The sequence below is a fragment of the Streptomyces sp. NPDC091682 genome (assembly GCF_044756625.1).
Lineage (GTDB): Bacteria > Actinomycetota > Actinomycetes > Streptomycetales > Streptomycetaceae > Streptomyces.
In genome coordinates this window covers 13,172-25,656 of sequence record NZ_JBIVTH010000012.1, presented here as the reverse complement: position 1 = coordinate 25,656, position 12,485 = coordinate 13,172, and the positions used below count along the sequence as shown (strand labels likewise).

10 protein-coding genes are annotated in these 12,485 nt (G+C 71.3%); 4 read left to right on the top strand and 6 right to left on the bottom strand.

What is annotated here, in order from left to right; all coding sequences use genetic code 11:
* Nucleotides 1–326: 326 nt before the first annotated feature.
* Entirely contained in the window at nt 327–1,856 is a 1,530-nt protein-coding gene (locus ACIQK6_RS25990) for a hypothetical protein (RefSeq protein ID WP_329106218.1), read from the bottom strand.
* Nucleotides 1,857–2,022: 166 nt separating this feature from the next.
* Here ACIQK6_RS25990 and ACIQK6_RS25985 point away from each other — a divergent pair, with 166 nt between their 5' ends.
* Nucleotides 2,023–2,559, top strand: coding sequence for a hypothetical protein (locus tag ACIQK6_RS25985; protein WP_402695566.1), 537 nt, complete (start codon nt 2,023–2,025; stop codon nt 2,557–2,559).
* Between the two features lie 67 nt (nt 2,560–2,626).
* Here the strand turns inward: ACIQK6_RS25985 and ACIQK6_RS25980 are convergent, their stop codons facing one another.
* Together ACIQK6_RS25980 and ACIQK6_RS25975 are read right to left on the bottom strand one after the other, a co-directional pair.
* Nucleotides 2,627–3,586 (bottom strand): hypothetical protein, encoded by a 960-nt coding sequence (locus ACIQK6_RS25980; RefSeq protein ID WP_329106214.1) that lies wholly within the window; start codon nt 3,584–3,586, stop codon nt 2,627–2,629.
* A 23-nt stretch (nt 3,587–3,609) separates the two neighbouring features.
* Nucleotides 3,610–5,514 carry an FHA domain-containing protein gene (locus tag ACIQK6_RS25975; RefSeq protein ID WP_402695565.1) on the bottom strand — a complete coding sequence of 635 codons (1,905 nt, stop codon included), beginning with the start codon at nt 5,512–5,514 and terminating at the stop codon, nt 3,610–3,612.
* Nucleotides 5,515–5,766: 252 nt separating this feature from the next.
* On the opposite strand from ACIQK6_RS25975, the gene ACIQK6_RS25970 reads away from it, so the two are divergent.
* A complete protein-coding gene (locus ACIQK6_RS25970) occupies nt 5,767–7,110 on the top strand; it encodes a serine/threonine-protein kinase (protein WP_402695628.1) in 1,344 nt (447 codons plus the stop codon).
* Between the two features lie 39 nt (nt 7,111–7,149).
* On the opposite strand, the gene ACIQK6_RS25965 is transcribed toward ACIQK6_RS25970, so the two are convergent.
* Nucleotides 7,150–7,650 carry a MarR family winged helix-turn-helix transcriptional regulator gene (locus ACIQK6_RS25965; protein ID WP_329106210.1) on the bottom strand — a complete coding sequence of 167 codons (501 nt, stop codon included), beginning with the start codon at nt 7,648–7,650 and terminating at the stop codon, nt 7,150–7,152.
* A 243-nt stretch (nt 7,651–7,893) separates the two neighbouring features.
* Here ACIQK6_RS25965 and ACIQK6_RS25960 point away from each other — a divergent pair, with 243 nt between their 5' ends.
* Both ACIQK6_RS25960 and ACIQK6_RS25955 read left to right on the top strand, forming a co-directional pair.
* On the top strand, nt 7,894–9,162 hold the full coding sequence (locus ACIQK6_RS25960) for a YhgE/Pip domain-containing protein (RefSeq protein ID WP_402695564.1): 1,269 nt from the start codon (nt 7,894–7,896) through the stop codon (nt 9,160–9,162).
* A 73-nt stretch (nt 9,163–9,235) separates the two neighbouring features.
* Entirely contained in the window at nt 9,236–9,382 is a 147-nt protein-coding gene (locus ACIQK6_RS25955) for a hypothetical protein (RefSeq protein ID WP_329106206.1), read from the top strand.
* 17 nt (nt 9,383–9,399) lie between these two features.
* Here ACIQK6_RS25955 and ACIQK6_RS25950 read toward each other — a convergent pair whose 3' ends face one another.
* A complete protein-coding gene (locus ACIQK6_RS25950; protein ID WP_402695563.1) occupies nt 9,400–10,959 on the bottom strand; it encodes an amidohydrolase in 1,560 nt (519 codons plus the stop codon).
* 12 nt (nt 10,960–10,971) lie between these two features.
* Nucleotides 10,972–12,306 carry a lysine N(6)-hydroxylase/L-ornithine N(5)-oxygenase family protein gene (locus tag ACIQK6_RS25945; RefSeq protein ID WP_329106202.1) on the bottom strand — a complete coding sequence of 445 codons (1,335 nt, stop codon included), beginning with the start codon at nt 12,304–12,306 and terminating at the stop codon, nt 10,972–10,974.
* Nucleotides 12,307–12,485 lie beyond the last annotated feature (179 nt).

Sequence of the window (12,485 nt, the reverse complement as noted above, 5' to 3'; positions counted from 1 at the left end):
GCACACGGGCGGTCGAATTACGGACAGTCCGTTCGCATGTCGGAAACCCGAGGGGCGTTCGCGCAGCTCCCGCCGGGTGTCCGCAAGGCCCGCACCGCGCTGAAGCGCGGCGCGTCGACCGGTGTGACGCGACCTCCCGCACCTGCGGCCCAGGTCGCGGGCCCGCACGGTGCGCCGAACAACCGACCAGGGTGACCGGATCGGTGCGGTGACGAGCCCGCACGCCGGCCCGGACGGCGCGGCGGCTTCCGCGCGCCCGGTCCGGCCACCCGGCCACCGGGGCCACCGGGGCCACCGGGGCCACCGGGGCCACCGCGGCCACCGGGTCATCCGGCCTTCAGACGGCGGCCGATCTCCTCGGTCATGCGGCGCTGGAGTTCGGCCAACTGCTCGTTCGTGTAACCCGTCAGGTCGCCGGGGTCCCCAGGGTGCTTCGCACCCTCCTGCTGCTGTTTCTGCTGCTCCCGGCGTTTGAGCTCCTGTTCCTCGGGCGATCCGGGCACCGCGTACGCGCACCGGATGAGCCCGCCGTCGGCGGCCTTCAGACAGGTCGCCTCACGACCGCCCACCTGGCCCTTCCCCTCCACCCGGTAGCGGACGTTCTGCTCACTACCGACGGTGGCCGTCCACGTTCCGCCCCCGGTGGGCACGACCTCGAACACCTGGTCGTCGTTGTAGCAGCAGACGTCCCGGTACTCCGCCTTGATCAGGGCGACGAGCGCTTTCGGGGACGACCACGCCGGATCGAGGCGGTGGACGGTCATCGGCGCGAGCCCGCCGCCCTGGTGTCGGGTGGGCACCGTCGACACGGCCACGACCGAACTGGCCTCCCCCTGCGGGGTCAGCGGGGTGACGTACGCACTGCGCCCGGCCTCCGCGGCGTACCGCATGGTGAACTCGGACTCGTTGCCCTCGTTGGCGCCGTCCTCGGAGGCGTCCCACCCGCTGCGCTCGAACCACCAGTCGCTGAAGCCGCCCACCGCGGCCGTCCCTTCCCGCTGGCGGGCCGCCAGGCTGATCGGATAGGACGGACCGGGAACCGCGGAGGTGTCGGTGGTGACGGTGAGCTTCCCGGTCCGCCCGTCGTAGAGCGCGACACCGGCGGGGCGCTCGGTCACCACGAGGAGCCCGGTCTGCCGCTTGAGCGGGACGACCACGACCGGTGTGCCCTGCGAACAGGTCACGTAGGCGTCGTCCGCCTCGAACCGGACCCACCGCTTCGCGGCCGAGATCTTCCTGCCGAGGTTGTGGGTGAACCAGCCGCTGATCCTCGCGTCCGCCTCGGACACGTCGAAGGGGCAGCGCTCCTGGCTGCGGCTCTCGCCGCCGAGGGGGACGTCCTGCACGAGGCCGACCTCGTACCCGGCCAGCCAGCCGCGCCGCTCGACCAGGGTGGCGAACCGGTCCGAGTCCGGCAGGTAGGTGATGTCGGAGATCTCGCCGGTGACATCGCCCAGGTGCGGGGCGGCCTGCGCCTTGCCGGCCACGTACGGCACCCGCGCCGACAGCGCGGGAACGGGCTCGGTCACGACCTGCGCCGTGGCCATGTAGGCACGGTCCTGCAGGTACGAGCCGTACACCAGCCAGCCGACGGTCAGCCCCAGCCCGACCACGGCTCCCAGGCAGCCGAGCGCGACTGCCGCGTTCTCGGCGACCACCGTGCGCCCCGCACGCCGGCGCAGCCCACGGACCACCAGCAGGCCCACCACGACGGCCGTCGCGGCCAGCAGGGGCAGGGCGAACCAGGCGAAGAGCTTGCGCAACTCCCACACCACGATCGTGGTGTAGTACGAGGCGTACCACAGCACGAACCCCACCGGCAGAACCACGATCCCCACGCGCAGTGCCCGACCCATCAGCGCCCCCGCCCCTCGGCCCACCCCAGTGCGTCCGATTCTCCACCCCGGACCGGAGCATGTCACCGGCTTGCAGGGACGCACGGGATTCCGCTGACCGCCCGCCTCCCGGGGGGCTACTGTACGAGCACGAAGAGTTGCACACGGTCACCCGAGGAGGAATCCTGTGCCATCGCCCTGTGACTCCAAGCACGCTGCCGTCGGCGATGTGGGTGCGGCGCTCATGATGATCGACTCACGGCTCAAGTCCATCTACTCCGGCAAGGCCGGGACCGACCCCGAACAGCAGCAGCTGATCGACCAGTTCACCGCGTCACTGGGCCCCGAGGAGGCCGAAGACCTGGTGGACGGCGCGTGCACGCTCATCTACATGTTCGTGCAGTGGCTGCGGATGGCCCACGAGGACCAGGACAGCGACGTCATCGAGTACGTGGTGCCCAGCTTCGTGGCCTCGCTGCGCATGATGCCCAAGAGCGTCCGCCCCGAGGTCATCCCCACCATGGTCGGCCTGGTCGTCGCGGCCGCCACCGGCCTCAGCCCCAACCTGTGGCGCAAGCAGTACGGGGACTGGACCGGCGACGAGATGAACCCCCTGGAAGCCACGGCCCTGTTGCTCGCGGAGCACATCAACCGACTCACCGGAGACCACGACTTCGCCACCCGCATGGTCACCGAAGCCCTGTCCCGCTCGAACCAGGACTGACCGGCGCCGCCTTCGCGCGTGCCCGGCGCCCTTCCGGCCCGTGGGCGGCCCCTCCGCTCCCCTCCCCTCACCGCCGCCCGTCGGTGCGGGAGCGGCGGACGGGGTGGCCGTCGGGAAATCCGGTGAGCCAGGAGCCGTCGCCCAGGGGTACCACGTCGTACGGGTGGGCCGCGCCGAGGTCGATCTCGCCGCCGACCTCGCCCGTGTGCACGTCGACGAGGTGGTGGCGGAACCACTCCTCCTCGTCCGGGCGTTCACCGGCAAGGGTGACGACGGCTGTGTCCGGGGTCAGGTAGCCGCCGCTCCATTCCACGTAGGTGTCCTCCGGGTCGTACCCGAAGGCATCGACGGACAGGGTGAACAACACCTCCCCGCCGGGGTGGTGGTGGAAGGCGACGTCCTCCTGCCCGTGGTCGACGGTCATGAACTGCTGCCCGCCCGGCGCCAGGTCGATGAGGCGGCGGTCCGGCCACGGGTACGTCACGCACTGCGGTGCGCCGTCAGCGCCGATCACGCCCCTGAGGATGACGGACCCGTCCTGACCCTCGCCGATGTCGAGGTACACGCTGCCGTCCACCGGGTGCACGGAGTGGGAACCGCCGTGCCCGACGGTCTGCAGCTCCCAATCGGCGAGGAGCTCCCCGGTGTCGGCGTCGTACACGACCCACCGGTCCGCACGCCCGCGTCCCGCCATCACGTCCGGCCGGTAGACCCACACCGTGCGGCCGTCCAGGGACAGCGAAACGCCCGTACGGTGGCCGCGGCGGACGTCGTCGGAGTGCGGCTCGAAGGCCGACGCCCACACCGGGTCACCGGCGCGCGTGAGGCAGACGACTCCGTTCGGCGTCGCGTACACGACCCGCTCCAGGTCGGCCCGGACCACGGACTCCACGACCTCGTCGCCGGCGCGCGGCCGGAAGACCGCGGTGGGCTCCAGCGCCCCGAAGGCGCCGGGGCCCACCGCGTAGCCGTGGATCTCCCCGTCGCGGTGTCGCGTGATGACCTTCGGAGGCTGCTCAGGAGTCATCCAACGAGGCTAACGCCCCGGCTCTAGACCTTCGTGAGCGGGAGGCTCCGGGGGTCGGCCGGGCGGGGTACGAAGACCGGGGAGTCCGACTGGTAGAAGAGGTCGATGTCGGCCTCCTCCCCGCCGACGATCAGGGTGTCCCAGGCGCCGCTCTCCCGCAGGGTGCGCAGGGTCGCGGGGGCGATCGGGGCGAGGTGGGAGCGGAGTTCCCCGTCCGTGGGCAGCCCGGGCAGCCGGGATCCCAGCCGGTCGCGGATGCCGGCCATCCGGTCCAGCAGCGCGTCCAGGTCGCTTCCGTCCGCGGCGGCGCCCGCGCCGGCCTCCGTGCTGCGCGCGATGACGTCCCTGATGGCGCAGGTGACGCCCTGGTCGTCGGTGGTCACCATGGCGTTCCAGGCCCGGCTCTTGTGCCGGTACTGGAGCATGGACATGGCGGCCTCGTGGCGGATGAAGTCGGCGTCCCGCAGCGGTTTGCCCTGCCAGGCGCGGCTGAGCGAACGGGCCAGCGAAGTGGCCGATGCCAGGCCGCTGTTGAGGCCGCGACCCGGCCAGAAGTGGATGGCGTTGGCCGCGTCGCCCAGCAGGAAGCCGAAGGTGCCGGGGCTGGTCGCGGTCGGTCGGTGCAGCTGCGCCGTGAACCGCGGGCGCTGCACCATGTCCAGCCGGAACGAGGTGATCGCCGACAGGTCGTCCTCGGCCACGCCGAACAGCCGCAGGCCCTGGCGGATCTCCTTCCACAGCGGGGAACTGCGCAGCAGGGCAGGCAGGAAGAGGGTGCCGTGGGTGGGGCAGCGGAACTCGTTGTCCTCCTCCTGTCGGCTCATCAGGCAGGGGCGGGCGGCGATGCACTCCTCGAAGACGTGGCGCACCGGGTCGATGCCGATGACGTTCTTGGCCTCCTCCCGGGTGAGCCGCATGTTCAAGAAGCCTTCGCTGCGCAGCGAGTTGAGCAGGAAGCGGTTCTGCGACACGGTGAGCAGCACGCTCATCGGGTCCGGCAGCTTCGACCTGACCCGCAGCCCGAGCACGACGTCCTGAAGGTGTTCGCCGTCGAGGGAGTAGATGGAGGCGTCGGCCGCGCCGAAGCGGTCGGCGTAGTGCTCGCGGGTGCGGGAGCGGCCGCCTTCGCTGACGACGAGGACGTGTTCCTGGGTGAGCCTGTTCTGCTGTTCCGTCACGTCGAAGCGTCTGGGGACGAGGCGGATCGCGGGCCGCCGGTTCGCCAGGTCCAGCAGTCGGTCCTCGATGTGGGCGATCCGGATGTTGCGGGGCGGGCGGCCGTCGACCGAGTCGGGGCCGACGGGCCACATCTCGGAATAGGAGCCGCCGTCGTCGAACAGCGCGCCGAGGACCTCCTCGGACAGGGCCAGGTACTGCCGGCTCTGGACGGTCACCACCTGCTGGCGGCGGAAGTTGCCCTGGGTCTCGTCCTTCCAGACGACCGCGGAGCCCCTTCTCGTCCAGCGCCCGTCGTAGACGGTGATGGCGGTCCTGCCGGGCAGCATCTCGTCGAGCGCAAGGGCGAAGGCGAGGCCCACCGGGCCGCCGCCGGTGATGGTGATCCGAAGCGTGCCGGGGTCCGCGGCACTGACCCGGGGGACGTCCAGGAGGGAGAGGTCCATGACCGTCTCCATGGCGTCCTGCGCCTCATAGAGGAACGTTTCGTCACCGATCCGGATGCAGTCGTTCGGGCGCAGCACGTGCCGGGTGACCCGCTGATCGTTGACGAACGTACCGTTGCGACTGTCCCGGTCGTAGAGGACGAACCCCGGTTCCTCCGTGAGGATCTCGGCGTGCAGCCGGGAGGCGCTGGGACTCACGATCACGACGCCGTTGTCGCTCTTGCGCCCGAAACTGAGGGGCTCGCTGCCCAGAACCACGCTCTGTCCGGTGAACGGACCCGTGCGCCCGACGATGACCGATGGCACTGCACACCCCTTGTGAACGACACTGCTGACGACTCGTACGACAGAAACACGCCGTCGAGAACGTGTTCGGTTCAACCAATTCTTGGAATCTTTTGAGTCCTGATGAACCGGGGGCCCGGTCCGTACGTGATGCTCGCGTCGGCCGGCGATAAGAGGAGAACCACCCCCATGTACAACGAGGAAACCGAGACCGTGACGGAGGCCGCGCTCGCGGCCACCACCCCGGCAGCGGGTCCGGTGGGCGGGGAACCGCTGATCGCGGGCCGCTACCGGCTGTTGTCCAGGCTGGGCGAAGGCGGCATGGGCACCGTGTGGCGGGCCCTGGACGAAACCCTGCACCGGGAGGTCGCCGTCAAGGAGGTGCGGGCCCCGGCGGGCCTGGGGGGCGATGACATCGCCCGCATGTACGGCCGCCTGCAGCGGGAGGCGTGGGCGGCGGCCCGGATACCCGACCGCAACGTGGTCACGGTCCACGACGTGGTCATGGAGGACGGCCGACCGTGGATCGTGATGGAGCTGGTCCGCGGGCAGTCACTGGCCGATCTGCTGCGGGAGGAGGGGGCGCTCTCCCCCCGGTACGCCGCGCACATCGGCGCGGAGGTCTTGGGCGCGCTGCGTGCCGCCCATGCCGTCGGGGTGGAGCACCGGGACGTCAAGCCGGCGAACGTACTGATCGCCGACGACGGACGGGTGGTGCTCAGCGACTTCGGCATCGCGATGGTCGAGGGCAGCACCCATCTCACGATGACCGGCGAGGTGGTCGGCTCCCCCGAGTACCTGCCGCCGGAGCGCGCACTGGGCCGCTCCTCGGGCCCCGAGTCGGACCTGTGGTCCCTCGGTGTGATGCTGTACGCAGCCGTCGAGGGGATCTCCCCGTTCCGGCAGGACAGCGCGCTGAACACCCTGCGGTCCGTCGTGGAGGAAGAACCGCCGGTACCGACGCGCGCCGGCCCGCTCACCCCGGTGATCGCCGGGCTGCTCCGCAAGGAGCCCGCCGAGCGGACCCCTGCCGCCGAAGCCTTCGAAGCCCTACGGGGCATCGCACACGATCCGGACGCCACCCCGGCCGCGTCCCGCGTCCTGCCGACCCCGGCGGAAGCCGCCGCGGCCGGGGCGACCGCCGAGGGCTCGGCGGTCGCCGCCCCGCGCCGCAAGCGACGTACGGCGGCCTTCGTCACGGCCGGCACGGCCGCCTGCGTGCTGATCGGCGGCGGGATCGCCTACGCGCTCACCGTCAACGGCTGGAACACCGCGTCCGGTCCGGGCGTACGCGTGTCGGTGGCGGGCGCGAACACGGCCTACACCGGCAGGTGCCCGATCCCCGATGGCCGGGCCCCGTCGTTCACCGCGACCTTCACCGCGTCCGAGCCGACGCTGATCTCCTACCGCTGGGTGTCCGGCGACGGCTCGGTGGTGGATCCGCACTGGCGCACCCTGTCGATCGGGGACAAGGCCAACCCGACGGGACGCGACACCGTGAGCCTGACGACCTACGCGAGGACCGGCACCCTCACGACCGGCATGGCCGTGGAACTCCAGAGCCCCGCCCCCTTCACCTCCGACCCGGTCCCCTTCTCGATCACCTGCACCAGCTGAACCCCGCACGGGCCCGGCCGGCGGGGGCGTTCGGGGCCGTCAAGCGGCCCCCGTCCCGGCCGCCTCGACGTTGGCGACCATCCTGCGCAGCACCTTGAGGGCGGCCACGTACTCCTCGTCCCCGATGCCCTGGTGCACCACGGCGCGCTGCTCGGTCACCAGCTGCCGCAGTCGCGCCCGGGCGCCCTCCCCGGCCTCGGTGAGGTGCAGGAGCCGTCTGTCGTCGGTCGCGAGCCAGCCGCGGTGGAGCAGCTGGTCCACGACGCGGGCGATCTCGTGCGGTCCTTCCGCGAGAGGGGTCAACTGGGCGACCACTTCCTCGCGGCTGGGCGCGGGAAGTCCGCTGTTCACCCGGTTGAGCACCCAGTACTGCGGCTGGGTCACGTCGATCCTGGCCATGGCGTCCCGCAACTGGCGGGTGACCGCTGTGTGGACCAGGCCGCTCCAGTAGCCGATGGGCTGGGTGGCCAGCACGTCGTCGGTGGCGGCCGGATCGGCCGGCGCCTGGTCGGTGGTGGTCGTACCGGTCACAGGTTTCATGATCCCGACGCTACACACCCCCGGGCGCCGTCCCCGTGCTGGCACACGCGGACGCCGGCTTCCGCCGGACCCGGTAACCGAACCCCGGGTGGGCCGTTCCGGTGGTCCCGTACGCGGGTTCGCCGCCGGAGCGCGAGGGGTACGGCGGCCTTCCCGGGTGCGGAGACCATCCTGGGGATGCCGTGCGGCCCCGATACTGCCACCGCCCCTCGATCCCGGCCCGCCGGGAAGCTACGGAGACCGATGTCCCCGACCGTCGCCCCCGAAGCCACTGCTGCGGCCCTGGTGCGCCGCCCCCAGCTGTGGTTGGTCCCCACGATCCTGACGGGACTGCTCGCCCTGCTGCTGTCGCTGCTCTACATGGGCAGCATCGTCAATCCCAACGCGGAACTGCGCGACCTGCCCATCGCCCTGGTCAACGAGGACACGGGCCAGCCGCCGCCGGGGCAGCGGCAGAACCTGGGCACCCAGATCACCGCCGCCATCGCCTCGGACCCCGCGGGCCGCAAGGCGGACTGGCGGGAACTGAGCCTCGCCCAGGCCCAGGACCAGCTCGACTCCGGCCAGGTCTACGGCGCGCTGGTGGTCCCGGCCGGCTTCACGGAGTCCGTCACTGCGCTCCCCACGTCCGGCGCCACGAAGCGGCCGACCATCACGGTGCTCACCAACCCCGGCAAGGGCAGCCTCGGGTCCTCGTTGGCGAGTCAGATCACGACGCAAGCCGCCCACCGCGCGTCGGGCACCGTCGGCGAACAGCTCACGGCTGCGGCCGGCGGCCGGGCGAGCGCCACCGCGAAGCTGCTGCTGGCCGACCCGGTCGGCGTCGTCACACGGGTCGGCTACCCGATCGGCGCGCACAGCGGCCTCGGTCTGACGGCGTTCTACTACACCCTGCTGCTGGTGCTGGCCGGGTTCATGGGCGGCAACGTCATCAGCAACGGCGTCGACACCGCCCTCGGCTACGCCGACAACGAGATCGGCCCCTGGCACACCCGCCGCCCGACGGTGCCGATCGACCGGACCCAGACGCTGCTCCTCAAGATGCTGATGACCGCGGGCATCACGCTGATCAGCGTTTCCCTGGTGATGCTGGCCTGCGTCGGCATCCTGGGGATGGACGCGTCCCACCTGCCGCTCCTGTGGATCTACTCCTACTGTGCGGCCCTCGCCGTCGGCCTGGGCGTGCAGGCCATCAACGCCGCGTTCGGCGGGATCGGCCAGCTCGTGTCGATGTTCGTGTTCATCGTGTTGGGTCTGCCGTCGTCGGGTGCGACCGTCCCGCTGCAAGCGGTCCCCGGCTTCTACCGTTTCCTCTCCCACTTCGAACCGATGCGTCAGCTCAGCGACGGCGTGCGCGCGATCCTCTACTTCGACGCCCGCGGCGACGCGGGGCTCACCCGCTCCTGGATCATGATCGTGGTCGGCACGGTGCTGGCCCTGCTGTTCGGTTTCGCCATGACCGCCTACTACGACCGCAAGGGCCTCAAGCGGCTCACGCCGCAGCCCGCCTGAGCCGCCAGCTTGCCGTGCACATGTCCGTCCCGCCCCGGGGTACACGAGGTCGTGAGAACCCCGAGGAGGCGACATGTCGGCGTTGTTGACCCGAATCAAGCAGTTCGCGCGCGGCCCGCAGGGGCAGCGGGCGGTCGCGTCGGTCCGGCGGGCCGCCGCCGACCCCCGCAAGCGCGCGCAGGCCGGACGGCTACTGAACCGCCTGCGCGGGCGACGGTGAGGGACGGCGCACCCCTTTCAGGCGGGCCGGCCGTCGACGTACGTGGCGACGACCTCGATGGCTCCGATCCGCGAGGGCTCGACCCGCCTCGGGTCGTCGCCCAGTACGGCCAGGTCCGCGCGCCGACCCGGGGCGAGGGTGCCCGCGCTGTCGTCCCAGTGGGAGGCGTGGGCGCCCGCCACGGTGTAGGCGTGCAGGGCCTCGTCCACGGTGATGCCCTCGTCCGGGCCGATGAGGGCCCCCGAGGCGGAGGCCCGTTCCACCATGAACTGAATGGCTCGCAGCGGTGATCCGTCGGTGACGGGGCGGTCGGAGCTGCCCACCAGGGTGACCCCGTGGTCCAGGAAGCCCCGACCCCGGTACATCCAGGGAGCCCGGTCCGGGCCGAGCACGGCCGCGTAGTCGTCGCCGAAGGAGCGCAGGAAGTGCGGCTGGACCACCGCGCTCACGCCGAGGCGGGCGAAGCGCGGCAGTTGGTCGGGCCGGATCAGGCCGGCGTGTTCGATGCGGTGCCGGGCGGTGGGGCGGGGGCGCAGCCGCTGGGCGCGTTCGATGGCGTCCAGGGCCAGGTCGGCGGCGCGGTCCCCGATGGCGTGCACGGCGAGCTGCCAGCCGGCCAGGTGACCGTCGACGATGGTGTCGGCGATCCGCTCGGGGTCGTCCTGGAACTCCCCCGCGCGGTCGCTCCCTTCGTAGGGGCGGGTGAGTGCGGCGGTGCGCGCCATCATGCCGCCGTCGGTGTAGACCTTGAGCGCGCCGAGGGAGAGCCAGTCGTCGCCGAAACCGGTGCGCAGGCCGAGGGAGAGCGCGCGGGGGATCCCGTCCGCGCCGTGTGCGGCCACGGGCCGCAGGGTGTCGGCGGCCGCCATGAGCTGGACCCGCAGCGGCAGCCGCCCCTGGTCGCGCAGGAGTTGGTAGGCGCCGAGCTCGACCGGGCTGTGGCCGAGCAGGCCGCCGCCGATGCCCGCCTCGGCGCAGGCGGTGACGCCTTCGGCGAGGCAGGTGCGGCCGGCGTGCTCGATGGCGTCGGCGATCTCCTCCTGCGCGTAGGGCAGGCGCAGCCGGCGGGCGGTGGTCATGGCGCTCTCGGCGAGGAAGCCCTCGCCGTGGGCGAGTTCGCCGGGGAGCAGGTCGAGGACGGTGGTGTTGACGACGCAGCCGTGTCCCGAGTCGTGCAGCATGAACACCTTGCGGCCGTCGCTGACCTTGTCCAGCTCGGCGGCGGTGAGGTGGCGGCCGAGGGGCCGCTGGTCGTAGCCCCCGATGTCCACCCAGGCACCGTGCGGCTTCCGGGCGACCGCCTGCGCGACGACGGCGAGCACGTCCTCGACGCGTTCGCAGGGTGCCACGCTGGGGGTGGTCGCCTTGAGTCCGGTCCAGGCCAGGTGCACGTGTGAGTCGATGAATCCGGGCAGCACGGTGGCGCCCTGGAGGTCGACGACCTCACGGGCGGGCAGCGAGGTGACGGCCCCGTCCAGGCCGACGATCCGGCCGTGCCAGATGCCCAGGTCGTGGGCGACGGGGTGGTCGGGGTCCATGGTGAGGAAGGTGGCGTTCGTCAGCCTGGTGCAGAGCATGGGTGCTGGTCCTCAGGGGGTGGGCGCCGTACGGGAGGCCGGTACCGGTACGCGGCCGTGGGCGACGATGGACTGGAGGATCTCGCCGACCCTGACGGCGGTGTTCGACAGCAGGGAGGACGTGATGCCGTGCGTGTGCTCCGTTCCTCCCTGGAGGTAGATGCCGCAGCGCAGTTCGGACTCGCTCTCGACACGGTAGTCGCGCGCCACGCGGACCCGGCCGAGGCCGTCGCGCCGGCAGTACCTCTCGACGTCCCCGAGCAGTCCGAGGCCGTCCGCCGAGCGGTATCCGGTCGCGTAGACCAGTGCGTCGGCCGCCAGGGCCTCCTTCTCCCCCGTGACCAGCGACTCGACGGTGACGCGCACGTGGTCGGGGGTCTCGGTGACCTCCGCGAGCCGTGACACCTTCAGGAAGCGCAGCCGTTCGGTGCCGAGGACCTTCTCCTGGTACTCCTGCCGGTAGAGGTCGTCGATGAGGTCGATGTCCACCACGGAGTAGTTGGTGTTGGCGTGGTACTCGATCAGCTTGCGCTTGATCTCCTCGGGGGCGGTGAAGTACTCGTCGACCGCCGCAGGGTCGAAGATCCGGTTGGCGAATCCGCTGTCGTCGGCGGGGCTGTAGCCGTAGCGGGAGAAGACGGCGCACACCTCGGCCCGGGGGAAGGTGCGGTGCAGGAAGGCCACGTTCTCGGCGGCGCTCTGGCCGGCGCCGACGACGACGAACCGGGTGGGATCCGCGCCTCCCAACGCGGCGACCCGCGTGAGCAGTTCCGAGGTGTGCCAGATCCGCTCGGTGCGGTCCACGCCCTCCGGCATCTGCGGCCGCAGGCCGGTGCCGATCACCAGGTTGCGCGCCCGGTGGACCACGAGTTCGGAGCCGGAGCGGGCGGTCACGTCCACGTACTCGATCGCCCCGTCGCGCAGGACGGGACGTACGGCGACGACCTCGGACCCGTAGGAGACCATGTCGTCGACCTTGGCCGCGGCCCACTCGAAGTAGTCGTGGAACTCCACGCGCAGGGGGAACAGGCTCTTGTGGTTGACGAAGTCGATCAGGCGGCCCCTGCTCTGGAGGTAGCAGAGGAAGCTGTACTCGCTCGCCGGATTGCGCAGTGTCACCAGGTCCTTGAGGAAGGACACCTGCATCGTGGCGTCGTCGATGAGCATGCCGCGGTGCCAGCCGAAGCAGGGCTGCTGCTCGAAGAAGTGGGCGGTGACCGCTTCCTGCGGTCCGACGCCGGCGTTGTGTTCGCTGAGCGCGATCGCCATGGCCACGTTCGAGGGGCCGAAGCCGATGCCGATGAGGTCGTGGATCAGTGGCGCATCATCGGACAGATCCTGTGACATGTCACTCCCAATCGTGCGGGGGCAGCCGATTGCCATGCATGGGGGGAACCGGGGCAGGGCACGCCGAAGGAGCAGAGCCCGAGGAGAACTTAGGGAAGGCTAACCTGACAATGTGGTGCTGTCGATGGGCAAATCAGATCGAGCCTCCATCAACCTCGAGCTGAACTCTCTTCAAAATA